Origin of the sequence: Paraburkholderia phenoliruptrix (assembly GCF_019511605.1) — a bacterium.
GTDB classification, from domain to species: Bacteria; Pseudomonadota; Gammaproteobacteria; order Burkholderiales; family Burkholderiaceae; genus Paraburkholderia; species Paraburkholderia phenoliruptrix_A.
In genome coordinates this window covers 74,972-99,126 of sequence record NZ_JAEUAV010000028.1, presented here as the reverse complement: position 1 = coordinate 99,126, position 24,155 = coordinate 74,972, and the positions used below count along the sequence as shown (strand labels likewise).

The window sequence follows — 24,155 nt, the reverse complement described above, 5'->3', positions numbered from 1 at the left end:
AGCGACTGGAGCCGCGCTGCCCACGACTGGAAGGCTGCGATGCGGCAGTTCGCGATCCTCTACGAGGATCGCTTCACACGACCCGACAGCTAGAATGAAATTGATCGCCCACCACGCCCGAAATGTTAAGACGCCTTGCACACAAAAATTCAGACACTCCCTGCTGACGGGGTTTTGCGTGCAGCTACCTCCCCTCAAACATCAATATTCCCCGCCCGCAACGCATTAGACTCAATAAACGCCCGTCGCGGCTCAACATCATCCCCCATCAGTGTCGTAAAGATCCCATCCGCTGCAATCGCATCTTCAATCTGCACGCGGAGCAATCGACGCACAGCCGGGTCCATCGTCGTCTCCCAAAGCTGCTCGGGGTTCATTTCGCCCAAGCCCTTATAGCGCTGCTTGGAAACGTTCCGCTCGGCATCGGCCAACAGCCACTTCATTGCAGACTTGAAGTCGCTAACCGCCATGCTGCGTTCGCCGCGCTTGATCACTGCGCCGCTGCCAATCAAGCCCTTGAAGGTATTCGCCGTATTCACCAATTGCTGATAATCGGCAGTCAACTGAAACTCTTCGTCGAACACGGAGATTTTCTGATTCCCGTGATGCGTGCGCGCAACCTTCAGCGAGCGCAATTCGCGCACCGGGTCGTACATTTGAGTCACCGTAACCTCAGGCTTCAAAGCATCGTCACGCAGCTTCGCTTCCAGAGCTTTCGCCGATGCCTCGGCCGCCGCCTCACTCGAAAGGTCGATCGCCACGCCGTCCATCACCGCCTCCAGCGCGCCGGCGTCGTACAGGCGGCTCAAGCGATCCACCACCGCCTGCGCCAGCAGATACGCGCGCGCCAACTCGCCCAACGCTTCGCCGGTAATCGCGGTGCCGTTTTCCGAAGGCAGCAATTCCGAACCCTGCAATGCCAGCTTCAGAATATGAGCGTTGACCTCGGTCTCATCCTTCAGGTACCGCTCGTCTTTGCCCGCCTTGATCTTGAACAGCGGCGGCTGCGCAATGTAGATATAGCCGCGCTCGATCATCTCCGGCATCTGACGGTAGAAGAACGTGAGCAGCAGCGTGCGGATGTGCGCGCCGTCCACGTCAGCATCGGTCATGATGATGATGCGGTGATAACGCAGCTTCTCGAGGTTGTAGTCGTCCTTGCCGATGCCGCAGCCAAGCGCGGTGATCAGCGTCACGATCTGTTCCGAAGACAGCAGCTTGTCGTAACGCGCCTTTTCGACGTTCAGCACCTTGCCGCGCAGCGGCAAGATCGCCTGGAATTTGCGGTCGCGGCCCTGCTTCGCCGAGCCGCCTGCGGAGTCGCCCTCGACGATATAAATCTCGGACTTCGCCGGATCCTTCTCCTGGCAATCCGCGAGCTTGCCGGGCAAACCGACGCCGTCCAGCACGCCCTTGCGTCGCGTCATTTCACGCGCCTTGCGGGCCGCGTCGCGCGCGCGAGCCGCGTCGACAATCTTGCTGCAAATGATTTTCGCGTCGTTCGGCGTTTCGAGCAGGAATTCCTCGAGCGCCTTTGCCACCACTTCTTCCACCGGCGCGCGCACTTCCGAGGACACCAGCTTGTCCTTCGTCTGCGAGCTGAACTTGGGCTCAGGCACCTTCACCGACAGCACGCACGAAAGCCCTTCACGCATGTCGTCGCCGGACGTCTCGACTTTCGCCTTTTTCGCGACTTCGTGATCGGCAATGTACTTGTTCAGCACGCGCGTCATCGCGGCGCGCAAGCCGGTAAGGTGCGTGCCGCCGTCGCGCTGCGGAATGTTGTTCGTGAAGCACAGCACGTTTTCGTTGTAGCTGTCGTTCCACTGCATGGCCACTTCCACACCCACGCCGTCTTTCTCGCCGGTAATGTGGAAAATGGTGGGATGCAGCACGCTCTTGGTCTTGTTGATGTACTCGACAAAACCCTTCACGCCGCCGACAAACGCGAAATCTTCTTCCTTGCCGGAGCGCTGATCGAGCAAGCGAATGCGCACGCCGTTATTGAGGAACGACAGTTCGCGAATGCGCTTGGCCAGAATGTCATAGTGATATTCGACGTTGCCGAAAATCGTCTCGTCGGCCATGAAGTGCACTTCGGTGCCGCGGTTTTCGGTGTCGCCAATGACCTGCATCGGCGAGGTCATCACGCCGTCGATCTCTTCGAGCACGCGGTTCTGCGGCACGCCACGGTGAAATTCCATGAAGTGCTTCTTGCCGTCGCGGCGCACGGTCAGGCGCAGCCACGCGGAAAGCGCGTTCACGCACGACACGCCCACGCCGTGCAGGCCGCCCGACACCTTGTAGCTGTTCTGGTCGAACTTGCCGCCGGCATGCAGCTCGGTCATGACGATTTCGGCGGCGCTGCGCTTGGGTTCGTGCTTGTCGTCCATCTTCAGGCCGGTCGGCACGCCGCGGCCGTTGTCGGTGATCGAGATGGAGTTGTCCGCGTGGATGATCACCTGGATGTCGTTGCAATACCCGGCCAGCGCTTCGTCAATCGAGTTGTCGAGCACTTCGAACACGAGGTGGTGCAAACCGGTGCCATCCGATGTATCCCCGATGTACATCCCCGGCCGCTTGCGCACCGCCTCCAGACCTTCGAGGATCTGAATGGACGAGGCGCCGTAGCTGTTGTCGGGTTGCGTATTGTTCGTTTCAGTCATGGATTTTTTCCGGTTCTGCATTACTGCTGGGTTGCTGCTCGGGACTTTTCAAAACGCCATAAAAACGCCAAAGGGGCGCTGCGCCCCTTGGTGTGTTGCTGGTGTTGGACGCGTCAGATGCGCATCGGCATCACCACGTATTTGAATTCGTCGTTCTCGGGAATCGTGATCAGCGCACTGGAACTGGCGTCGCCGAGGCTCACTTGCAGCATGTCGACCTTCAGGTTCGCAAGCACGTCGAGCAGATACGTGACGTTGAACCCGATATCGACGCTGTCGCCGTCGTAAGCAATTTCCAGTTCTTCCTGCGCCTCTTCCTGGTCGGCGTTGGTCGACATGATCTTCAACTGGCCCGGCTCGATAATGCAGCGCACGCCCTTGAACTTGTCCGACGTCAAAATTGCCGCGCGTTGCAGCGAACGCTGCAGTTCTTCACGGCCAATCACGAACTGATTCTTGTGCGACTTCGGAATCACGCGCTGGAAGTCGGGGAACTTGCCTTCCACCAGCTTGGACACGAGCTCCACCTGGCCGAAAGTGAACTTCACCTGCGTTTGCGCGATGTCGATCTTCAGCGTGTCGTCGATGTCTTCGAGCAGGCGCTGCAGCTCGAGAATCGTCTTGCGCGGAATGATCACTTCCTGGCGCGCGAACGAGCCTTCGATCTTCATCGACGAAAACGCGAGGCGGTGGCCGTCGGTTGCCACTGCCATCAACTGGTCGCCGTCCACCACCAGCAGCATGCCGTTCAGGTAGTAGCGAATGTCCTGCTGGGCCATCGAAAAATGGACCATGCCGAGCAACTGACGGAACGTCTTTTGGGGAACCACGAGGCTCGCGCCGTAGTCTTTAGCTTGCGCGACCGTCGGGAATTCGTCCGCGGCGAGCGTTTGCAGCGCAAAGCGGCTCTTGCCGGATTGCACCGTCAAACGCTTGTCGTTCAGCGTGAGCGTGACCTGGCCGTCAGGCATGGCGCGCAGAATGTCGAGGAGCTTTCTCGCTGCCACCGTGGTCGCCACAGTTTCGCCGCCCACGCCGAAATCGGCGCGCGTGGTGATCTGCAACTCCAGGTCGGTTGACAGGAACGACACGTCGGGGCCGTTCTTGGTAATCAGCAAATTGGCGAGGATCGGCAACGTATGGCGGCGTTCGACAATGCCGCTCACGGTTTGCAGCGGCCTGAGGAGGTTATCGCGTTCGGTCTTGACCAGTTGCATAGAGTTCCTTCGTTGATATAACGGCCTGCGCGCCTTCGAGCCGTTCAAGGCATTTCCGCACGCAGCCGTGGCTCCCCGCCGGCGCCACGCAGCGCCTGTCACGGCGTGAATTCCGCCCGCGGCCGCGCCGGGCGGTTAAACCTGTATTGTGCCTGAAAAAGGAACCGCCTCACTAAATTGGGGGCGACTTCGGAAATAAACAGGTTGTTTTTCCACCCGCGCCGCTCAGCCCTTCAGCGTCTGTTCAAGCACGTGCAATTCGTGATTCAGCTGCGCGTCCTTGCTGCGTTCGTCGGCAATTTTGCGTACCGCGTGCAGCACGGTGGTGTGGTCGCGTCCGCCGAACAGCTCGCCGATTTCCGGCAGACTTTTCTGCGTCAGCTCCTTGGCCAGGTACATGGCGATCTGCCGCGGCCGCGCAATGTTGGCCGGACGCTTCTTCGAATACATGTCCGCGACCTTGATGCTATAAAAGTCAGCCACGGTCTTCTGAATGTTTTCCACGGAAATCTGCCGGTTCTGCACCGTCAGCAGATCTTTCAGGGCTTCTTTCGTCAGTTCGATGGTGATTTCGCGGCCGTGGAACTTCGAGTACGCGAGAATTTTCCGCAGCGCGCCTTCCAGTTCGCGCACGTTCGAGCGCAAGTGCTTGGCGACGAAAAACGCCACGTCTTCATTCAGGCTGACGAATTCCGACTGCGCCTTGCGCATCAGAATCGCCACGCGCATTTCGAGTTCGGGCGGCTCGATAGCCACCGTGAGGCCGGAGTCGAAGCGCGAGATCAGGCGGTCGTCGATACCCGAAATTTCCTTCGGATACGTGTCGCTCGTGATGATGACCTGCGCCTTGTTCGCGACCAGCGCCTCGAACGCGTAGAAAAACTCTTCCTGGGTACGCGACTTGCCGGAAAAGAACTGAATATCGTCGATCAGCAGCAGATCCAGCGAGTGGTAGTAGCGCTTGAAGTCGTCGAACGCCTTGCGCTGATACGCCTTCACCACGTCGGACACGTATTGTTCCGCGTGAATGTAGCGAATCCGCGCGCCGGCTTTGTCCATCAGCAACTGGTTGCCGATTGCGTGAATCAGGTGAGTCTTGCCGAGCCCCACGCCGCCGTACAGGAAGAGCGGGTTGTACGAGATGCCGGGATTGTCCGCGACCTGAATCGCCGCGGCGCGCGCAAGCTGGTTGGCCTTACCTGTCACGAAGTTGTCGAAGGTCAGAACCGGGTTCAGCTTGGAGCGCTCGTACATCGAGTCGTTGTCCCCCGAGCCGTTCGAGCTTGCGCTCTGGCCCGGACGCCACGTGCGGCGCGCCGCCGCGGCTTCGTTCGCGTCGAGGCTCGGCAAGTCGAGGTCGGCTGCATCTTCGGCAGCCGCGCGCGCATTGGCGTTGTGCGCGGCCAGCGCCGGATTGGCGCGCGCGGCCTGCGCCGCCTGCACCGCGCCGACGGCGGCGTCCACCGCGGCGTTACCGCCGGCATGGCTGCCGGGACCGCCCGCTGCGTTGCCGCCGAAGTTGCCACCCTGCGCCGAGGACGAACCTGCGCGCGCCGGGGCAGGCGCCGCTGCCGCAGGCGCGCGCATGCCGGCTTTCGGGTCCAGCACGAATTGCACGTCGATCGGGGCATGCCAGAAATCGCGGGCCATATCCGCGATGCGGCCGGAGAACTGGCTCTTGACCCAGTCGAGCTTGAAGCGGTTCGGCGCGGCAATGCTGAGCGTGTTCGCAGCGGCGTCGAAGGCGACCGGGGCCAACGGTTTGATCCACGTCACGTACTGCTGGGGCGTGAGTTCACGCTCCAGCAATGCGGAACAGTGTTGCCAGAATTCGTTCATCAAGTTGCTGTCGTTATGGTGTGCACGGGGCTCGCCGCTGCCCCCGTCGCGCGCACGCAACAAGGCCCGGAGCAGCCAGGCGTAACAGCCCCAGGCGCTTGTGCCACAAGGGTTTGCGGGGCAAGCGAGCCGGAGCGGCGTGCATCATTTTTGGGAGGTAAGGCGAGATTCTAACGCCAAATCGGAGCCGCAAGTGAGTTATCCACAGGGACGGATCATCCGGGGCAGCACCCGGCGCGCGCAGGCGGCACCGGCTAAACTGTTGACGGTCAACGCAAAACGGGTTTAAATAGCGGGTTCCGCGAAAACCAATTCAGCAAACCTCCGGCCATTGCGCTTTCAGCGATGATCGCGCGGTTTTTTTCGATCAAGTGAGAGCAACATGAAACGTACTTACCAACCTTCCGTTACCCGTCGCAAGCGCACCCACGGCTTTCGCGTTCGCATGAAGACCGCTGGCGGCCGCAAGGTCATCAACGCACGCCGCGCGAAGGGCCGCAAGCGCCTCGCCATCTAAGGCAGGCGAACGGATTGCGCGCTCTGTCTGCGCGTGGCCAGGCCGTGCCGGGTTCGAATGTGCAAGGTTTGAACGTGCAAGATGACACCCGTGGCAACGCCGGCGGCAACACCCGCGGCAAAGCGGAACCGGCCGAAGCGGCGCAACAGGGCTCCGTACCGTTGCGAGCGCAAGCTGCCTTCCCCAAAGCCGCGAGGCTACTGAAAACGGATGAATTTTCATCCGTTTTTCGTTTGCGCCCCTGGCGCCGCACCGCGCACTTCGTCGTGTATGGGCGGCCCACCGGCAATGACGCGCGTCTGGGTCTCGTGATCGGCAAGAAGTATGCGCCGCGCGCGGCCACGCGTAATCTGGTACGCCGAATCGCGCGTGAGGCCTTCCGGCTGCGGCGCGCGGAGTTCGGCGGTTGGGATGTGCTGCTGCGTTTGCACACGCGCTTCGACAGGAAGGCGTTGCCAAGCGCCTCGTCGCCGCCGCTCAAGGCACTGTGCCGCAGTGAGATCGAGGCGCTGCTCGACAAGGCAGCGCGTGAAATTGCCCGTCGTCAGGCGCCGCCCGCACAAGCGCCCAAGACGGAGTGACGCTCAGGTGACCGCCCGCTTTTTCGCGCGGACCACCGTAGCTTAGGCGGCCACCGGCAACGGGCGCCGTCCGGTACTCCACGTTGCGCGGCGCCGTCCGGCCGCATGAGCCATGCAAACGGTACTTATCGCTTTACTGCGCTTTTACAAGCTTGCCGTGAGCCCGATGCTCGGCAACCGGTGCCGTTTTTACCCTTCCTGCTCTGATTACGCGCGCGAAGCAATCCAGTATCATGGCGCCGCGCGCGGGACTTATCTCGCCGCCAGGCGTATTTGCCGCTGCCACCCGTTTTCCGCGGGCGGCATCGATCTGGTCCCGCCTCCCACTTCTGAAAAGCGCTGACGCGCCGTTCCATCGACACTGAGACAACGCATGGATATCAAACGCACCGTCCTATGGGTCATCTTCTTCATGTCAGCGGTCATGCTGTTCGACAACTGGCAACGTGACCACGGACGCCCGTCGATGTTCTTCCCGAGCGCCACGCCGACCAAAACGGCCGGCAGCGCTGCACCGGGAACCACGACGCCGGGTACCCAGCCCGCCGATTTGCCGGCCACCAACGCAGCAGCGCCGGCCAACACCCCGGCGGCCACGCAATCGCAGCTCGTCAAGTTCAGCACCGACGTCTATAGCGGCGAAATCGACACTCGCGGCGGTACGCTGTCGAAGCTGTCGCTCGTCAAAGAGGGCGACGGCAAGCAGCCGGATCTCGTCATCACGCTGTTCGACCGCACCGGCAATCACACCTATCTCGCGCGTACGGGCCTGCTCGGCGGCGACTTCCCGAATCACAACGACGTCTACACGCTGATGCCGAATCAGCAGACCGACCTCAAAGGCGATCAGAAGTCGTTCAGCCTCAGCTTCGAGTCGCCGGTCAAGGGCGGTCTGAAGGTCATCAAGACCTATACGTTCACGCGCGGCAGCTACGTGATCGGCGTGGACACGAAGATTCAGAACGTCGGCACGACGCCGGTGAGCCCGTCGGTCTATATGGAACTGGTGCGCGACGACCAGCCTGTGGAAACGCCGCGCTTCTCGCACACGTTCATCGGGCCGGCTGTCTACACCGACCAGCATCACTTCCAGAAAATGACGTTCGGCGACATCGACAAGAACAAGGAAGACTACGCGAAGCAGGCCGATAACGGCTGGATCGCGATGGTGCAGCATTACTTCGCGTCGGCGTGGATTCCGCAGCAGGGCGTGAAGCGCGACATTTACGTGGAGAAAATCGACCCGGCTCTGTATCGCGTCGGCGTCAAACAGCCGGTTGCCGCCATTGCGCCGGGACAGACGGTCGACGTCTCCGCGCGCCTCTTCGCCGGTCCGGAAGAAGAGCGCATGCTCGAAGGCATCGCGCCGGGCCTGGAACTGGTAAAGGACTACGGCTGGGTGACGATCATCGCGAAGCCGCTTTTCTGGCTGCTCGAGAAGATTCACAGCTATGTCGGCAACTGGGGCTGGGCAATCGTGTTGCTCACGCTGCTGATCAAGGCCGTGTTTTTCCCGCTGTCGGCCGCGAGCTACAAGTCGATGGCACGCATGAAGGCGATCACGCCGCGCATGCAGGCGCTGCGCGAGCGCTTCAAGGGCGATCCGCAGAAGATGAACGCCGCGCTGATGGAGCTGTACAAGACCGAGAAGGTGAATCCGTTCGGCGGCTGCCTGCCGGTCGTCGTGCAGATTCCGGTGTTCATCTCGCTGTACTGGGTGCTGCTGTCGTCCGTGGAAATGCGCGGCGCGCCGTGGATTCTGTGGATTCACGATCTGTCGCAACAAGACCCGTATTTCATCCTGCCCGTGCTGATGGCCGTCTCCATGTTCCTGCAGACGAAGCTGAACCCCACGCCGCCGGACCCGGTTCAAGCCAAGATGATGATGTTCATGCCCATCGCGTTTTCGGTCATGTTCTTCTTCTTCCCGGCGGGTCTCGTGCTGTACTACGTGGTGAACAACGTGCTGTCCATCGCGCAGCAGTACTACATCACGCGCATGATGGGGCAGTCGAACGCCAAGCCGGCCTGATCGCGGTCGCGCAAGACAGCGCGGCAGACGCCGCGCCAGCCGCCAACACCAGCCGCAAATAAAAAGCCGCCCGGCTCAACGAACCGGGCGGCTTTTTTTTATCTGCCTCGCGATGCAAACAGTACCTCTGTTACTGTTCTTCGGTATCCTCACCGTAGAAGCGCACCACCATTTCTTCGACGAGAAACCGGTCCTTCGGCGTCAGAGACTGGATCTTCGAAGCCAGTTCGATGGTCTCCTGCGACGGCGGATATTTCTCGCCGCGGGCCATGGGCCGAGCGCTTGCGCCAGGCGACGGTCCATAGTGAAGCCAATGCTCCTTCACGTTTAACCACTCCGCCAGCGTGCGCAACTTGTCGGGCTTGGGAATCGTCGTGCCCGTCAGCCACTTGTGAGCGGTTTGCGGCGTGACAGGACGGTCGCCGCGATAGCGGAGATTGAACTGCTCGGCGAGCTTGGTCCCGCCGCGAATTTTCAGCGGCTCCAGGCTGTCCTTCAGCCTCCGGGCGAAGGCGGCTTTTTCTTTGGGGGTCGGCATGGGCCAGATTGTGCAATTCTGCGTCCTCCCAGTTGACAACTGAACAGGCTCATGTTTAGCGTATTTGAGATAATTTTAGCTTGACGCGCCCAATACATCAGCGCTCGCGGCGGATGTCAAAATTTGCGAAATTTCCTTACAGAGCTTAGGTCGTAGCGGTTGACGGTTCGCGCCGAACTTCGCTCGGTCCTAATGGCGCAATCACAATCCTAGCTTGTCTAAGATCAATCTTAAGTGCGTCGCAAAAATGGCGCGCGCTCATCCGCAGGCAGTTCGCCGCCCAGCCGGTGCCGGACCCCGCGTTACAATGCCCGGCGCCGCGCGCCTGAGCGCAGCGCCCTGCTCCAATCCTCCGATTTCGCCGCCCTCCACATGCTGACCACCGACTCCGATCCCATTGTCGCCATTGCCACCGCGCCCGGCCGGGGAGGCATCGGTGTGGTGCGGATTTCGTTCGGCCGCACCGGCGAGGTCGCCGCGCAGCCGCTGATGCACGCGCTCACCGGCCAGGCGCTTGCGCCGCGCCACGCGAGCTACGTGCCGTTTCTCGACGGCAGCGGTAATCCGCTCGATCGCGGTATCGCGCTTTACTTTCCCGCGCCGCATTCGTACACCGGTGAACACGTGCTCGAGTTGCAAGGCCACGGCGGCCCGGTCGTGCTGCAGCTCGTGCTGCAACGCTGTATCGACGCCGGACGCGCATTCGGTCTGCGGCTCGCCGAACCCGGCGAGTTCACCCGCCGCGCGTTTTTGAACGACAAGCTGGATCTCGCGCAGGCAGAAGCGGTGGCGGACCTGATCGAGGCGAGCACCGAAGCCGCCGCACGCTCGGCGGGCCGTTCGCTCGACGGCGCGTTTTCGCGCGACATCCACACGTTGGTTGAAGAAGTAATCACGCTGCGCATGCTGGTGGAAGCCACGCTCGACTTCCCCGAAGAAGAGATCGACTTTCTCGAAGCCGCCGACGCCCGCGGCAAGCTCGCGCGCATTCGCGAGCGCCTTGCAAGCGTGCTCGCCGAGGCGCGCCAGGGCGCGCTGCTGCGCGAGGGGCTTTCGGTGGTGCTCGCGGGACAGCCGAATGTCGGCAAGTCGTCGCTGTTGAATGCGCTTGCCGGCGCCGAGCTTGCCATCGTCACGCCGATCGCGGGCACCACGCGCGACAAGGTCGCACAGACCATCCAGATCGAGGGCATTCCGCTTCATGTGATAGACACCGCCGGCCTGCGCGACACGGAAGACGAGGTCGAGAAGATCGGCATTGCGCGCACATGGAGCGAGATCGAGCGTGCCGACGTGGTGCTGCACCTGCTCGACGCGCGCACCGGCATGACCGCCGAGGACGAAACCATCGCGAAGCGCTTTCCCGCCGGCGTGCCGGTCGTGCGAGTGCTGAACAAGACTGATCTGGTCGGCTTGCCGCCGCAGACGCGCGCGCTCGACGTTGATCTCGGCCTCAGCGAAGTGCGCCTGTCGGCGAAACAGGGCGACGGAGTGAGCCTGCTGCGCGACGAACTGCTGCGGATCGCCGGCTGGCAGGCCGGTGCCGAAAGCGTCTACCTTGCACGCGAGCGTCATCTGATCGCACTGCGCGCCGCGCAGGAGCATCTCGCCACTGCCGCCGCGCACGCGGATCAAAACTCGCAGGCGCTGGATCTTTTCGCCGAGGAACTACGGCTTGCACAGGACCAGCTCAACTCGATCACTGGCGAGTTCAGCTCGGATGATCTGCTCGGAGTAATTTTCAGCAGGTTCTGTATCGGCAAGTAGGGGAACTGCGCCGGGAACCGTTTGGCCCCTTAGAAAAGCCGTAGAAATGCGCACTCTTGATTTCAGCCCATGCCGAACAGGCCGCCGCTGTGGACCAACAATAACCGAATTGCTTGGTACACAAACCCCGGCAGTTTAAACTTGCGCTGTCGCTTACGAGCCCTCAGAGCATGCCCCGCCAAGCCGTCCCTCTTACCGAATCCCAAGTCCGCGCACTGCAACCGCGCGCCACCCGCTACAGCGTCGCCGACGGCAACGGCCTCGTGATCGAGGTAATGACGACCGGCACCAAGGTCTGGCGCTTCCGCTATTCGCTGAACGGCAAGCGCCAGCCGCTTGCAACCATCGGCGACTACCGGATGATCTCGCTGCGAGTCGCGCGCGCCAAAGCGCAGAAGTACGCAGATCTGGTCGCACAAGGCATTTCGCCGGTCGCCACCGCGCGCCGCGACCGTGGCGCGGAAGCGAAAGCCGACTTGCTGCGCGAAGCCGCCGAACTTTATATGGCCACCGAAATGGCGGGGAAGTCCGACGAATATCGCCGCACGACGCGGCGCGCGCTCGACAAGGACATACTGCCCGCCATCGGCGGCTTGCCGGTGAAGAGCGTGACGGCGGAGCACGTCGTCGCGATTTGCGACAGCATTAAAAGCCGCGGCTCGCCGAAAATGGCGCTGCACACGCGCAACGTGATCAAGCGCCTCTACGAGTACCTGATGGCACGGCAGCTCGCGACGGCCAATCCGGCGCAGGTGGTGCCGGCGCGCTCCATCGCCACCTTCGAGAGCCGCACTCGCGTGCTCTCTGGTGACGAGATCGGCACCATGCTGCATTCAATCGAAACATCCAGCATCCGCCGGCCGCTCAAGATCGCGCTGCATCTGCTGGTGCTGACCATGGTGCGCAAGTCCGACCTGGTCGAAGCGACGTGGGACGAATTCGATCTCGACCACGGGTTGTGGCGTATTCCGGCCGCGCGTCTGGGAGAGACGGCCGACCGCCTGGTCTACCTGTCCCAGCAGGCCGTGGCGCTGCTGCGTGAGCTGCACCGTCAGCGTGCCGCTACGGGATTCGTGTTTCCGAGCGTAAGGGGCGAAGACCGGCCCATTGCGAAAAGCACGCTCAACCAGGCGGTGAAGGCGCTTGGCCTCGCGGTCGAACATTTCGTTCTGCACGACTTCAGGCGGACCGCGTCGACCCATCTTCGGGAAATGGCGCAGCACGCACAAGAGGACAAAACCTCAGCGCAAACGCGACAAGGCGCGTCGCAAGCCGAGGCGCAAAGCAAGGCGAACGAACAGCGGCGAATCGCGCAGCGGTGGGCGGACTATGTGGACGCCCAGCTTGACGTAGCGCGGACAGCAGCGGTTTGAGACGACTGAGATCTGGTGAAGCCCGGAGCGCAACAAAGACGCCGTGCAGCGCTCCTATTTTAGGTACACAGACCTAAGACTCGACCGCGCGAATCTCCGTACACATGGGAAAAGACGCTGCGTTCATAAGGTTACTAAAACACCGCATACCGCATGGATGCTCCGCACGCTGCGGCCCCTTCACACAGCACTTTTCTCCTGCAATTGATCGCCTACACTGGAGCAACGATGCAACCTTTCCACGGAGGCTGCCATGTCCGAATCGTTGATCGCTTACCTGCTCGGGCCGACCGTCATGCTGCTGGTCGGCGCGGCAATCTGGGTGGCATCCCGCTATCACCACAAGGCGGGACCGCAAAAACTCGAGCGCTGGCTCGATACGCATTACGCGGAGTGGCTGCATCACAGGCACTGAGCGGTAGCGCAAGGCGGCGCCAATACAAGAAGGCCGTCGCGGAGAGCGACGGCCTTTCTGTCTGCAACACGCCATCATGGCGCGCGCGGCTTACCACCTGGGCGCGGGGTCCGCATATTCGTACTGCCGCGGCGGCGCTTCACACGCGACATACGCGCGCTGGTACTGGTCATAGCAGTAGCCCGGCGGCGGGCCGGAGTATGCGGGGGCCGGTTGATAGGCCGGCTGTGCGTACACAGGCTGCGCATACACGGGCTGCTGATAGGCCACCACCGGCGCCGGATTCAATATCGACGTGACCACCGCGCCGAGCACAGCGCCGCCAATCAACGCACCGACCACATTACCGCCGTCATGGCCATGAGCCGACGCTTGTCCGGCAACGCTCAAGCTGCCCACCATCACCAAAGCCACTGCTAACTTTTTCATTTTTCGCTCCCGCCGTTCAGGCATGGAACGAATTGTCGGCGACGCGCGCAGAAATAGATGCTGCAAGTGGTAACGACACATTACCCGTGTAACCGACTCGGGCAACGTCGCGGGCCCCGCTCTGCCGGCACCTGGCACCTGGCACCTGGCACCTGGCACCTCGCACCTGGCACCTGGCACCTCGCGCCGGGCGCGACTCACCGTTGCCACGACGGCGCTTGCACCGGCGCATCGCCGTAGTACTTGCGCCGCGCCTCGCGCAACACTTGCGGCTGAATCACGCCGTCGTCTGCCAACGCTTTAAGCGCGGCCAGCACCACAGCCTTGCGATCCACCTCAAAGAACTCGCGCAGCGCCGCCCGGGTATCGCTGCGGCCGAAGCCGTCGGTGCCGAGCGTCACATACCGGCGAGGCACGTATGCGCGAATCAGCTCCGGCACGGCGCGCACATAATCGGTAGCAGCGACAATCGGCCCTTGCGAGTTGCCGAGCACTTGGGTCACGTATGGCGCTTGCGTCGACGGCTCTCCGTAACGCGCAAGGCGCTCCGCCGCCATCCCGTCGCGCTGCAGTCCGCTGAAGCTCGTCACGCTCCACACGGCCGCGGCGATCTGCCAGTCCTCCTCGAGCATGCGCTGCGCCGCGATGACCTCGCCGAGAATCGCTCCGGACCCGAGCAGTTGAACCTGTGCCGCCGCCCTCTGCCCGGCATGCGCGGACAGCGCGTAGATGCCCTTGAGAATGCCTTCGCGCACGGCGCCCAGGTCGCCGCCCGGCGCGCCAGGCTGCGGGTAGTTCTCGTTCATCACCGTCACGTAATAGAACATGTCGCGCTGGCGCTCGGCCATCTCGCGCATGCCTTCGTCGACGATCACCGCGACTTCATAAGCGAACGCGGGGTCGTACGCCCGGCAGTTCGGAATGGTCGATGCCACCACGTGGCTCGTGCCGTCCTGATGCTGCAAGCCCTCGCCGCCGAGCGTCGTCTTGCCCGAGGTCGCGCCGATCAGGAAGCCGCGAGCGCGCTGGTCGGCCGCCGCCCAGATGAGGTCGCCGATACGCTGAAAGCCGAACATCGAGTAGTAGATGTAGAACGGCAGCATGGGAAGATCGTGCACGCTGTACGACGTGGCGGCCGCGATCCATGACGACACCGCGCCCGCCTCCGAGATGCCCTCTTCCAGGATCTGCCCTTGCGTGTCCTCGCGGTAATACAGCATGGAGCCGAGGTCCTCTGGCTCGTACAACTGGCCGAGCGGCGAGTAGATGCCGACCTGCCGGAACATGTTGGCCATGCCGAAGGTGCGCGCCTCGTCAGCGACAATCGGCACGATGCGCGGCCCCACTGCGGCGTCTTTCAGGAGCGCCGTCAACATGCGCACGAGAGCCATGGTCGTGGACATCTCGCGGCCGTTGAATTCCAGCGCGAATTGGCTCCAGGAGGACATCGGAGGGACGATCAGCCCCTCCGATGCAACTCTCCGCCTTCTGGGCAGATAGCCTCCGAGAGCAGCCCGGCGAGCATGCAGGTATTGCATTTCGGGGCTGTCTTCCGCGGGTTTGTAAAACTTCAGCTGTTCGACGTCCGCATCCGTGAGCGGCAGGCGGAAGCGGTCGCGAAACGCCTTCAGGTCGTCGTAGTCGAGCTTCTTCTGCTGATGCGTGGTCATGCGGCCCTGCCCGGCCGTACCCATGCCGAAGCCCTTCATGGTCTTCGCGAGGATCACCGTAGGTTGGCCGCGATGCTCGAGCGCCTTCGCGTAAGCGGCGTGCAGTTTGCGCACGTCGTGGCCGCCGCGCTTCAGGCGGTCGATATCGTCGTCGCTCAGTTGCGCGGCGAGCGCGGCCAGTTCGGCGTTCTGGCCGAAGAAGCGCTCGCGGTTGTAGGCGCCGTCGTTGGCCGAAAAAGTCTGGAACTGGCCGTCGACGGTATGCGCGAACGCGCGCAGCAACGCACCGCTGCTATCGCGCGCAAACAGCGCGTCCCAGTCCGACCCCCAGATCACCTTGATCACGTTCCAGCCCGCGCCTGTGAAATGCGCCTCCAGTTCGTCGATGATGCGGCCGTTGCTGCGCACCGGGCCGTCCAGACGCTGCAAGTTGCAGTTGATCACGAACACGAGGTTATCGAGCCCTTCGCGCGCGGCCAGCGACAAAGCGCCGGTCGACTCTGGCTCGTCCATCTCGCCGTCGCCGAAAAAGCCCCATACCTTGCGCCCTTCGGTGCGCGCAAGGCCGCGATTCGCGAGGTAGCGCATGAAGCGCGCCTGGTAAATCGCGTTGATCGGGCCAATGCCCATCGAGCCGGTGGGAAACTGCCAGAAGTCCGGCATCAACCACGGATGCGGGTACGAACACAGGCCGGGCCCGCCGATCTCCCGGCGGTAATGCTGCAGGTTCTCTTCGGACAGAAAGCCTTCCAGATACGCGCGCGCATACACACCGGGCGACGAGTGCGGCTGGAAGTACACCAGATCGCCGCTGCCCTCGCCTGCCCGCTCGCTCGCGTCCCGCGCCGACGCACGGAAGAAATGGTTGAAGCCGACCTCGAACAGATCCGCCGCCGATGCATAACTCGCGATATGCCCGCCCAGTTCGCCATACGCCTTGTTCGCACGCACGACCATCGCCAGCGCGTTCCAGCGCAGCGCGGCAGCAAGCCGCTCCTCGAGCTCGAGATTGCCCGGATAACGCGGCTGCTCGTGCGCTGGGATCGTGTTGCGGTATGGCGTGACGTTGGTGCGCGTCGATTCGACGCCAAGCGAGACCGCATGGCTCGCCAGCCGGTCGAAGAGAAACTGCGCGCGCTCGCGGCCCACGTGCTCGACTACCGCGTCGAGCGCCTCCAGCCATTCGGCGGTTTCCTGCGGATCGGCGTCCACTGCCGCCGCGGCGCGTTCGCCGGCCAAAGACCGCAATTGCTCTTTACCGCTGGATAAATCCGTCATGGCACCACTCCCGCATCGACACGTTCGGTTCAGAATCGAGTGAGTCAATGGTACTTGCGGATGCGCAAAATGAGCATCTGTTTTGCTTGTGATTTGGCGTTTTGACAGTCCGTTTATTCCATCCCGCGCCTTGCCGGCAGAATTTTTGCCCTGTCCGCGTAAATTTGAGAGTTGCCATCGGAATGGTCAGCCGGTTACAGCACTGTCGCAGGGCCCCCCGACAACCGGGCGCGCGAGGCAGAATTGCGATGACCCAACCGGAGAAAAAGCGATGAAGTATGACGACAGCAATCCGTTCGCGAAGATTCTGCGTGGCGAACTACCGTGTATCAAAGTCGCGGAAAACGATGCGGCGCTCGCCTTCATGGACCTGATGCCGCAAGCCGACGGACACCTGCTTGTGGTGCCGAAAGAGGCCGCCGCGGAGATATTCGATCTGTCGGACGCGGCGACGGTCGCGTGCATGCGCATGACGCAGAAGCTGGCGATCGCCGTGCGCGCTGCGTTGCGCCCGGACGGCGTGTTCATCGGCCAGTTCAACGGCGCGGCGGCGGGCCAGACGGTGCCGCACGTGCACTTTCACATCATTCCGCGGTGGGAAGGTCAGCCGTTGCACATGCACGCGCGTGAGGTCGCCGACGCGGACACGCTCGAAGCGCTCGCCAAACGCATTCGCGCCCATTGGCGCGCCGATTGACGGGCTCATTTACGGGCTCATCTGACAGGCTCACTGAGAGGCCCACTGCCGCGCCGCACTGCTCGGGCGAGGATGCGCCCGCCTCGCTGGTCGACGAAGGACCACGCCCGCCGCTTAGAGCCTGTGCCGCGAGCGCCGCAGCGGATGACGCCAGTCGAGCCGCCGCGGCTTCGCGTGCATGGGCCGCATGTCGTGCAAATGGCGATGTTCCTGCCACAATTCGTCGGAGAAAAGAAACGCGACGATGATTAGCGGTAGGACGAGAAAAACGCCCAGAATCACGTTCTCGATCACGGCGGCCTCCGTTTGCACGAGCATTGATTTCATTCTAGAGCACCGCACGTACCCGCACTGCGCACCGCCGCGCATTACGGTCGCCATATAGCGTGAGCCGAACGCTGGCATTATTTGTTTTCTGCAATTGCAGCGTTATTTCGTCTTTACGAGCCGGTTATGCAGATGACTTTGTGTGCAACGCACCAAGCACGCGGGCGATTGTAGTAAATCGCTTAAATCTAATATCGCGTTTACGCTAATGCGGGCCGCAAACCGTTACTGGTGAAAGCGCTCGACGGTGTCGGAAGTTTAGTTATCCGTGCTAGTTTGCCCACTTTGAAGCGCTGCCTAAGGTTTAGGCAGGTGTGGCGCGCAGTGCGACAATTCGCCGCTGTTGCAACCGCACACAAGATGTGCTTGTTGTTCTTCGCCGTTCTCCTAGAGTGCAATGTGCGGGTTAGACGATGGAGTTAAATACATAGCTAACCTGAGCATTTGGCCCGCACCGGAGGAACTATGAAAACTCGACTCGCCCTTGTTTTCGCCATTGCAAGTCTGGCTGCCGCAACCGTTCAGGCGCAAGACGTCGTGATCAAGCCGCAGCAAACCATTCAGTTCAAGGCCAACGCATACGGCTGTCTGTCCAAGGACAAACTCGACGCCGTCAATCAGCACGCGCAGGCGGGCGAACAGCAGAAGATGCAGGAATTCTTCTCGGGATACCAATGCGTTTCCACGCCGGAGAATTCGAGCTTCCGCGTCGTGCGCGTGGTCGGTCACGACTTCGAATTCGTGAACGCCAGCAATAGCGATACGCAAGGCCTCTGGGCGAACGATCGATTTATCAAGCAGTAGGCTTTTCCGGCACACCCGTACCCTGATGTTCCGGCCAAGCGCCGGAGCGCAGTGTGTATGAGCTAATTCTCTGGCTTCTAAAAGCCGGAGACGGTGAGCTTGCAATCAAAAAATCGGCGAGACACTGATAATGTGTCGAGCCGATTTTTTCGTTTGCATCCGGCGAATTGCGTAAGGCGATAAAAGCGAAAAAAAGCCGATGCGGCATGGGGTCCGCATCGGCAGTACGCCTTCTCGCAAAGCGCAGGAAACACTGTTTATTTCGTCGATTCGCTCACGCCGTTCAGTGAGAATCGCGCGGCACCGGCGCGCCACTCGATCCGACCAGGAAGTCCAGATCCGCGCCCTGGTCGGCCTGCAACACGTGCTCCACATAGAGCTTGTAGTAGCCGCGCTTGGGCGACTCGGGAGCCTGCCATGCGGCGCGCCGGCGCTCGAGTTCCTCGTCGCTCACTTCCAGGTGCAGGCGCCGCGCTTGCACGTCGAGCTCGATCATGTCGCCGGTCTGCACGAGCGCAAGCGGGCCGCCTGCGGCCGCCTCGGGCGACACGTGCAGCACCACTGCGCCGTACGCCGTGCCGCTCATGCGTCCATCGGAAATCCGCACCATGTCCGTAATGCCCTTTTGCAGCACCTTCTTCGGCAACGGCATGTTGCCTACTTCCGCAAAACCCGGATAACCCTTCGGCCCCGCGCCCTTGAGCACCATGATGCAGTTTTCGTCGATGTCGAGCGACTCGTCGTCGATCTTCGCGTGCAGTTCCTCGATGTTCTCGAACACCACCGCGCGGCCGCGATGCTTGAGCAGTTCGGCCGTGGCCGCGGACGGTTTGATCACTGCGCCGTTCGGCGCCAGATTACCCTTGAGCACCGCGATGCCCGCCTTCGGCTTGAACGGCTCTTCGAAGCGGGTGATGACCTTTTCGTCGTAGTTCTGCGCGTTGCGCACGTTGTCCCAGATGGTCTTTCCGTTCACCGTGAGCGCCTCGCGGTGCAGCAGACCCTGCTCGCCGAGTTGCTTCAGCACCGCCGGCAAACCGCCCGCATAGTAGAAGTCTTCCATCAGGTATTCGCCCGACGGCTGCAGATTCACGAGACACGGCACGTTCGAGCCGAGCTCCCAGTCGTCCAGCGAAAGCTCCACGCCAATGCGCTTGGCGAGCGCGATCAGATGCACGACCGCGTTGGTCGAGCCGCCAATCGCCGCGTTGGTGCGAATCGCGTTTTCGAATGCCTGGCGCGTGAGAATCTTGTCCATTGTCAGGTCCTCGCGAACCATCTCGACAATGCGCCGGCCGGCCAGATGCGCGAGCACCTGGCGGCGGGCGTCGACAGCGGGAATCGCCGCGTTGTGCGGCAGGCCCATGCCGAGCGATTCGACCATCGAGGCCATAGTCGAAGCCGTGCCCATCGTCATGCAATGGCCGCGCGAGCGGTTCATGCACGACTCAGCTTCGGTGAACTCCTCCTGCGTCATGGTGCCGGCGCGCACTTCCTCGGACATCTGCCAGACGCCGGTGCCCGAGCCAATGTGCTTGCCGCGAAAGCGACCGTTCAGCATCGGCCCGCCCGACACCGCGAGCGCGGGCAGATTGCACGACGCCGCGCCCATCAGCAGCGCGGGCGTGGTCTTGTCACAGCCGACCAGCAGAATCACGCCGTCCATCGGATTGCCGCGGATCGATTCCTCCACATCCATTGAAGCGAGGTTGCGAAACAGCATGGCCGTGGGCCGCAAATTCGTTTCGCCGAGCGACATTACCGGAAACTCGAGCGGCAGACCGCCTGCTTCGTGCACGCCTTTTTTCACGTACTCGGCGAGCTCGCGGAAATGCGCGTTGCAAGGCGTGAGTTCCGACCACGTATTGCAGATGCCGATAACCGGGCGTCCGTCGAATTCGTCGTGCGGAATGCCCTGGTTTTTCATCCACGAGCGATGCAAAAAGCCGTCGCGGTCCTTGAGGCCGAACCACGCCTGGCTGCGCAGCGGCTTTTTAGTCTGGTTGGAATCAGCCATGAAATCTCCTGTTGGCAAACGTGTAGAGCGGGGCGCCTGTCAGTGCACGCGCTTGCTGCGGCGGAACTGGTCGAACAGCACCGCAAGCAGCAGAATCCCGCCGCGAATCAGGTATTGATAGAACGTCGGCACGTTCATGAGGCTCATCGCGTCCTGCACCGAGCCCATGATCAGCACGCCGACCAGCACACCGGAAATCGTCGCGACGCCGCCCGTCAGCGACACGCCGCCGAGCACGCACGCGGAAATCACACCGAGCTCGAGGCCGACCGACGTTTTCGGGTCGCCGAGACTCATGCGTGACGCAAGCATCACGCCCGCAAAGCCTGTGACGAGGCCTTGCAGAACGAACACCGTGATCTTGATGCGCGTGACGGGCAGACCTGCGAGCAACGCCGCTTCGCTATTGCCGCCGACCGCCAGCACGTTCTTGCCGAACACGGTCTTTTTCAGCAGAAAGCCGAACAGCACGAAGCCGATGATGTTGCTCCAGATCGGATATGAAATGCCGAGAAACGAGCCGCCGCCGAGGTCGAAGAACCGTTCCTCCGAAATCATCACCGCGTCGCCGCTCGAGGTGATGTAGGCGAGGCCGCGCACGACTTCCATCATGGCCAGCGTGACGATCAGCGAGTTGATCTTGTAGCGCGCGACCAGCACGCCGTTCACGAGCCCGACCGCGCCGCCCGCGAGCACGCCCGCCGCCACGCCGAGCAGCACACTGTGGGTCGCCGTAATCAATGTCGACGCCACCACGCCCGCAAAGGCCACGATCGACGCCACCGACAGATCGACTTCGCCGAGCGCGAGCACGAACATCATCGTCACGGAGATCGAGCCGATCAGCGTGACCGAAAGCAGCAGGCCCTGAATGTTTCGCGAACTCAGGAAGTCCGGCACGGTGAACGACAGCACCGCAAACAGAATGATGAACACCATCACGATGCCGGACTTGTTGATCAGATCCCACGTGCGCGCGGCGCGCGCGCTCAGGCCCGCCGATGCGACGGCTGGCGTGGAGGATTCGGTTGAAGGTGTGTTCATGGTGTGTGTTCCGTTTCAATGTCGCTGTTTGTGTCAGCGGCGCGATTCAGTTTCGTGTTTCCAGCTGCGTGCTTTCCGGTGGGTGCTTCTGTTTTGTGCTTTCTGTTGCGTTGTTCCGGCCGGCGACGCGAGTCGGCGGCTCTAGCGGGGCAGGGCGAGCTTGATGAGTGCATCGGGCGTGGCTTGCGCTTTCGGTAGATCGCCGACAAGCCGTCCTTCCTTCATCACGATCACGCGATCCGTCACGCCGATCACTTCCGCCAGATCGCTCGACACGACGATCACCGTGCGGCCCGCTTCAGCAAGCCCATACAGCAGCCCGTAAATTTCGCTGCGCGCGCCGACGTCGATGCCGCGTGTGGGCTCGTCCATCAGAAACACGTCGATCTCTTCCGCGAGCCAGCGCGACAGAATCACCTTCTGCTGATTGCCGCCCGAGAGCGTGCCGATCGGCGTCTCGCCGTTGCGCGTCTTGATGGCAAGCTTGCCGATGAACTCCTTCGCGGTCTGCGCTTCCTTGCGGCCGTTGAGCACGTTGAAGCGGCTGAAATGCCGGCGGCAACTGATATTGAGGTTGTCCGACACCGAAGCGATCGAAACAATGCCTTCCTGCTTGCGGTCTTCGGGACACAACGCAACGCCCGCACGCACCGCATCGCGCGGCGTGGCGAAACGCACAGGCTTGCCTTTGAGCATGATGTCGCCGGCCGTCGGCTTGACCGCGCCGTAGATGAGCTTCATCAACTCGGAGCGCCCGGCGCCCACGAGCCCGAAGAAGCCGACAATCTCGCCCTTGCGCGCGCTGAATGTCGCGGGTTCGCGCAGCCCCGGGCCCATGAGTCCCTTCACGTCCAGTTGCACGTCGCCGAGTTCGCGCGTGCGATAGCCGTACACGTCGGCAATCGAGCGGCCCACCATGCAGCTGATCAGGCGGTCGCGGTCGAGCCCGGCGCCCGCGTCGAACGTGTCGATGCGGCGGCCGTCGCGGAACACGGTTACGCGGTCGCACAACTCATAAACCTCGTCCATGCGATGCGTGACGTAGATGATCGCGCGGCCTTCGGCGCGCAACGCGCGGATGATCCGGAACAGTTGCGTGGTCTCGCGCGAAGATAGCGAACTGGTCGGTTCGTCGAATGCAATCACACGCGCGTCGCGCATCAGCGCCTTGCCGATCTCGATCATCTGCCGCTGACCAATCGACAGATTCTTCACCTGCTGCGACGGGTCGATCTTTTCGCCGAGCCGTTCGAGTTCGCGCAGCGCGCGCGCAACCAGCGCCTTTTCGTCCAGTACACCAAAGCGATTGGGCAGGGCGCCCAACATCAGGTTTTCCGCGACCGTCAGTTCCGGAACCAGATGCAATTCCTGATAGATGATCGCCACGCCCGCTGCAATGGCCGCCTTTGTCGTCGTGAACTGCTGCTCGACGCCGCCGAGCGACAGCGTGCCCGCGACCGGCTGATTCACGCCGGAGAGCACCTTGAGCAGCGTCGATTTGCCCGCGCCGTTCTCGCCCATCAGTCCGTGCACTTCGCCGCGCCGCACTTCGAGCGACACCTGGTCGAGCGCCAGCACGCCGGGAAAGCGCACGGTGATGCCGTCCAGTTGCAGATACGGCTCAGTGGTGGCGAGCGCGGACGAGGGCGCTTGCACCGCCTCGGCATTGCCAGCGGAAGATGCAGTGTGGGAGGACATCATCGAAAAAACCTCAGTGGTGGACAACGGTGCGGGCCGCCCCGGCTTCGCGCGAGAGGCGAGAAGCCGGGAGAGAAGCGCGACGCGACCCGCCGCGTGCGAAACTCGAACGGGGCTTAGATGCCGAGTTCCTTGCGCACGTCCTGCCAGTTGCTGCGAACCATCAGCTTGCCGGTGGTTTGCGTGTCAGCAGGCGGCTGCTTGCCGTTCCTGATCCACTGGACGAGGTTCTCCGTGCTTTCGCGGCCATGCATGGTCGAGCTCACGGCGATCGTGCCGTAGAAGCCCGTCGGCTCCTTCTTCTGGAATTCGGCAAAGGCTTCGCCCGCCCCGTTGATGCCGACACCGATCACGTCCGCCGCCGGAATATGCAACTGCTCGGTCGCGCGCACGCCGCCCAGCACGCTTTCCTCATTCAGCGCGAAAATCACCCACTTCTTGATGTTCGGATGCTGCGCGAGCACCGGCGACGACGCGTTGAAGCCGCCTTCGTCGTCGGTCGTCTTTTGCGGGGCGTCGAAAATGTTCTCTTTCTTGAAGCCGCCGGCGAGCAGTGTTTGCGTCGCGCCGTCGGTGCGCAGCTTCGCGGTCGGCAATTCATAGTTCGTGATGCGCAGCGCGCCGACTTCTTCCGGCTTCCAGCCGCGGCGCTTCATTTCGTCGCTGATCGCCTGACCGACCTGGTTGCCGATCTTGAACGCGGACATGCCAAGGTGCGGCACGTTGGCGAGCGGCTTGCCGGTCGAATCGACCAGTTGGTCGTCGACCGTCACGAACTTCATGTTGTAGCGCTTTGCGCGCGCTTGAATCGCGGGTCCGAGGCGCACGTCGGGCGCGCAGATCACGAAGCCTTGCGCGCCTTGTGCGCCGAGATTGTCGATGGCGGACAGCACTTTTTCGCCGTCCGGCGTGCCGATGTTCACCACCGAAAAGCCGTCCTTCTGACCCAGCGCGGTCGCCGCTTTCTGTTCGTTGATGAACCATGCCTGTTCCGGCATCTTCACGAGGAAGCCGACCTTCAGCGGCTGGTCGGCGTGCGCGGAAAGCTGCATCGCAAAGGGCGCGGCAAGGGTGGCCGCGGCGATTGCGGTCAGCGTCAAACGGCGAAGCTTGCTGGTCATGTCTGTCTCCTGAGGTTGAAAAGCTGCATTGATTTCGTTTATGTGCAGCGAGGCGATACACGGCGTTAGCCGGGTCGTACAAAGCGGTTCAGCGAATCGGGGCCTGCGGCGGCCATGCGTGTGCT

20 protein-coding genes are annotated in these 24,155 nt (G+C 62.2%); 9 read left to right on the top strand and 11 right to left on the bottom strand.

The annotated features are described in order from the left end of the window. Positions 1-194 precede the first annotated feature (194 nt). The 3 genes from gyrB to dnaA form a co-directional block, all read right to left on the bottom strand. Positions 195-2,666, bottom strand: coding sequence for a DNA topoisomerase (ATP-hydrolyzing) subunit B (gyrB, locus tag JNB89_RS26510; RefSeq protein WP_013337656.1), 2,472 nt, complete (start codon positions 2,664-2,666; stop codon positions 195-197). 113 nt (positions 2,667-2,779) lie between these two features. Beyond that, positions 2,780-3,883 carry a DNA polymerase III subunit beta gene (gene dnaN / locus JNB89_RS26505; protein WP_013337655.1) on the bottom strand — a complete coding sequence of 368 codons (1,104 nt, stop codon included), beginning with the start codon at positions 3,881-3,883 and terminating at the stop codon, positions 2,780-2,782. A gap of 225 nt (positions 3,884-4,108) precedes the next feature. Then, positions 4,109-5,722: a chromosomal replication initiator protein DnaA gene (dnaA, locus tag JNB89_RS26500; RefSeq protein ID WP_220364172.1), complete on the bottom strand. Its 1,614-nt coding sequence runs from the start codon at positions 5,720-5,722 to the stop codon at positions 4,109-4,111. 382 nt (positions 5,723-6,104) lie between these two features. Here dnaA and rpmH point away from each other — a divergent pair, with 382 nt between their 5' ends. From rpmH to yidC, 4 genes are all read left to right on the top strand, one after another. After that, a complete protein-coding gene (gene rpmH / locus JNB89_RS26495) occupies positions 6,105-6,239 on the top strand; it encodes a 50S ribosomal protein L34 (RefSeq protein WP_004198824.1) in 135 nt (44 codons plus the stop codon). A 74-nt stretch (positions 6,240-6,313) separates the two neighbouring features. Beyond that, complete coding sequence (locus JNB89_RS26490) at positions 6,314-6,820, top strand: ribonuclease P protein component (protein ID WP_431026607.1); 507 nt, start codon at positions 6,314-6,316, stop codon at positions 6,818-6,820. A 112-nt stretch (positions 6,821-6,932) separates the two neighbouring features. Beyond that, a complete protein-coding gene (yidD, locus tag JNB89_RS26485; protein ID WP_006050604.1) occupies positions 6,933-7,163 on the top strand; it encodes a membrane protein insertion efficiency factor YidD in 231 nt (76 codons plus the stop codon). Between the two features lie 30 nt (positions 7,164-7,193). After that, positions 7,194-8,852, top strand: coding sequence for a membrane protein insertase YidC (yidC, locus tag JNB89_RS26480; RefSeq protein ID WP_013341009.1), 1,659 nt, complete (start codon positions 7,194-7,196; stop codon positions 8,850-8,852). A gap of 130 nt (positions 8,853-8,982) precedes the next feature. On the opposite strand, the gene JNB89_RS26475 is transcribed toward yidC, so the two are convergent. Next, positions 8,983-9,390, bottom strand: coding sequence for a transcriptional regulator (locus JNB89_RS26475; protein WP_013341008.1), 408 nt, complete (start codon positions 9,388-9,390; stop codon positions 8,983-8,985). Positions 9,391-9,762: 372 nt separating this feature from the next. Here JNB89_RS26475 and mnmE point away from each other — a divergent pair, with 372 nt between their 5' ends. The 3 genes from mnmE to JNB89_RS26460 all read left to right on the top strand — a co-directional run bounded on the left by mnmE (position 9,763) and on the right by JNB89_RS26460 (position 12,945). Continuing rightward, positions 9,763-11,157 carry a tRNA uridine-5-carboxymethylaminomethyl(34) synthesis GTPase MnmE gene (gene mnmE, locus JNB89_RS26470; RefSeq protein ID WP_220364171.1) on the top strand — a complete coding sequence of 465 codons (1,395 nt, stop codon included), beginning with the start codon at positions 9,763-9,765 and terminating at the stop codon, positions 11,155-11,157. 170 nt (positions 11,158-11,327) lie between these two features. After that, a complete protein-coding gene (locus JNB89_RS26465) occupies positions 11,328-12,530 on the top strand; it encodes a tyrosine-type recombinase/integrase (RefSeq protein ID WP_220364170.1) in 1,203 nt (400 codons plus the stop codon). A gap of 253 nt (positions 12,531-12,783) precedes the next feature. Next, complete coding sequence (locus JNB89_RS26460) at positions 12,784-12,945, top strand: hypothetical protein (protein WP_013341005.1); 162 nt, start codon at positions 12,784-12,786, stop codon at positions 12,943-12,945. Positions 12,946-13,035: 90 nt separating this feature from the next. Here the strand turns inward: JNB89_RS26460 and JNB89_RS26455 are convergent, their stop codons facing one another. Then, positions 13,036-13,374 (bottom strand): hypothetical protein, encoded by a 339-nt coding sequence (locus tag JNB89_RS26455; protein WP_013341004.1) that lies wholly within the window; start codon positions 13,372-13,374, stop codon positions 13,036-13,038. A 197-nt stretch (positions 13,375-13,571) separates the two neighbouring features. Then, positions 13,572-16,322, bottom strand: coding sequence for an alpha-ketoglutarate dehydrogenase (gene mdeB / locus JNB89_RS26450; RefSeq protein ID WP_220364169.1), 2,751 nt, complete (start codon positions 16,320-16,322; stop codon positions 13,572-13,574). Between the two features lie 271 nt (positions 16,323-16,593). Between mdeB and JNB89_RS26445 the strand changes: the two genes are divergently transcribed. Next, on the top strand, positions 16,594-17,019 hold the full coding sequence (locus JNB89_RS26445) for an HIT family protein (RefSeq protein WP_013341002.1): 426 nt from the start codon (positions 16,594-16,596) through the stop codon (positions 17,017-17,019). Positions 17,020-17,133: 114 nt separating this feature from the next. Here the strand turns inward: JNB89_RS26445 and JNB89_RS26440 are convergent, their stop codons facing one another. Continuing rightward, positions 17,134-17,346, bottom strand: coding sequence for a hypothetical protein (locus tag JNB89_RS26440; protein ID WP_222859069.1), 213 nt, complete (start codon positions 17,344-17,346; stop codon positions 17,134-17,136). 465 nt (positions 17,347-17,811) lie between these two features. Here JNB89_RS26440 and sap1 point away from each other — a divergent pair, with 465 nt between their 5' ends. Beyond that, positions 17,812-18,150, top strand: a complete 339-nt coding sequence (gene sap1 / locus JNB89_RS26435; RefSeq protein WP_013341000.1) for a surface attachment protein Sap1 — start codon at positions 17,812-17,814, stop codon at positions 18,148-18,150. Positions 18,151-18,433: 283 nt separating this feature from the next. Here sap1 and JNB89_RS26430 read toward each other — a convergent pair whose 3' ends face one another. The 4 genes from JNB89_RS26430 to JNB89_RS26415 form a co-directional block, all read right to left on the bottom strand. Further along, positions 18,434-20,167 carry an IlvD/Edd family dehydratase gene (locus JNB89_RS26430; protein WP_013340999.1) on the bottom strand — a complete coding sequence of 578 codons (1,734 nt, stop codon included), beginning with the start codon at positions 20,165-20,167 and terminating at the stop codon, positions 18,434-18,436. A gap of 39 nt (positions 20,168-20,206) precedes the next feature. Then, entirely contained in the window at positions 20,207-21,211 is a 1,005-nt protein-coding gene (gene araH / locus JNB89_RS26425) for an L-arabinose ABC transporter permease AraH (protein WP_013340998.1), read from the bottom strand. A gap of 141 nt (positions 21,212-21,352) precedes the next feature. Then, complete coding sequence (gene araG / locus JNB89_RS26420; protein WP_220364168.1) at positions 21,353-22,912, bottom strand: L-arabinose ABC transporter ATP-binding protein AraG; 1,560 nt, start codon at positions 22,910-22,912, stop codon at positions 21,353-21,355. A 113-nt stretch (positions 22,913-23,025) separates the two neighbouring features. Then, positions 23,026-24,030 carry an arabinose ABC transporter substrate-binding protein gene (locus tag JNB89_RS26415; protein ID WP_013340996.1) on the bottom strand — a complete coding sequence of 335 codons (1,005 nt, stop codon included), beginning with the start codon at positions 24,028-24,030 and terminating at the stop codon, positions 23,026-23,028. Positions 24,031-24,155 lie beyond the last annotated feature (125 nt).

Coding starts and splice junctions, on each gene's coding strand:
- gyrB (WP_013337656.1), bottom strand. CDS start 2,666: ATGACTGAAACGAACAATACGCAACCCGACAACAGCTACGGCGCCTCG.
- dnaN (WP_013337655.1), bottom strand. CDS start 3,883: ATGCAACTGGTCAAGACCGAACGCGATAACCTCCTCAGGCCGCTGCAA.
- dnaA (WP_220364172.1), bottom strand. CDS start 5,722: ATGAACGAATTCTGGCAACACTGTTCCGCATTGCTGGAGCGTGAACTC.
- rpmH (WP_004198824.1), top strand. CDS start 6,105: ATGAAACGTACTTACCAACCTTCCGTTACCCGTCGCAAGCGCACCCAC.
- yidD (WP_006050604.1), top strand. CDS start 6,933: ATGCAAACGGTACTTATCGCTTTACTGCGCTTTTACAAGCTTGCCGTG.
- yidC (WP_013341009.1), top strand. CDS start 7,194: ATGGATATCAAACGCACCGTCCTATGGGTCATCTTCTTCATGTCAGCG.
- JNB89_RS26475 (WP_013341008.1), bottom strand. CDS start 9,390: ATGCCGACCCCCAAAGAAAAAGCCGCCTTCGCCCGGAGGCTGAAGGAC.
- mnmE (WP_220364171.1), top strand. CDS start 9,763: ATGCTGACCACCGACTCCGATCCCATTGTCGCCATTGCCACCGCGCCC.
- JNB89_RS26465 (WP_220364170.1), top strand. CDS start 11,328: ATGCCCCGCCAAGCCGTCCCTCTTACCGAATCCCAAGTCCGCGCACTG.
- JNB89_RS26460 (WP_013341005.1), top strand. CDS start 12,784: ATGTCCGAATCGTTGATCGCTTACCTGCTCGGGCCGACCGTCATGCTG.
- JNB89_RS26455 (WP_013341004.1), bottom strand. CDS start 13,374: ATGAAAAAGTTAGCAGTGGCTTTGGTGATGGTGGGCAGCTTGAGCGTT.
- mdeB (WP_220364169.1), bottom strand. CDS start 16,322: ATGACGGATTTATCCAGCGGTAAAGAGCAATTGCGGTCTTTGGCCGGC.
- JNB89_RS26445 (WP_013341002.1), top strand. CDS start 16,594: ATGAAGTATGACGACAGCAATCCGTTCGCGAAGATTCTGCGTGGCGAA.
- JNB89_RS26440 (WP_222859069.1), bottom strand. CDS start 17,346: ATGAAATCAATGCTCGTGCAAACGGAGGCCGCCGTGATCGAGAACGTG.
- sap1 (WP_013341000.1), top strand. CDS start 17,812: ATGAAAACTCGACTCGCCCTTGTTTTCGCCATTGCAAGTCTGGCTGCC.
- JNB89_RS26430 (WP_013340999.1), bottom strand. CDS start 20,167: ATGGCTGATTCCAACCAGACTAAAAAGCCGCTGCGCAGCCAGGCGTGG.
- araH (WP_013340998.1), bottom strand. CDS start 21,211: ATGAACACACCTTCAACCGAATCCTCCACGCCAGCCGTCGCATCGGCG.
- araG (WP_220364168.1), bottom strand. CDS start 22,912: ATGATGTCCTCCCACACTGCATCTTCCGCTGGCAATGCCGAGGCGGTG.
- JNB89_RS26415 (WP_013340996.1), bottom strand. CDS start 24,030: ATGACCAGCAAGCTTCGCCGTTTGACGCTGACCGCAATCGCCGCGGCC.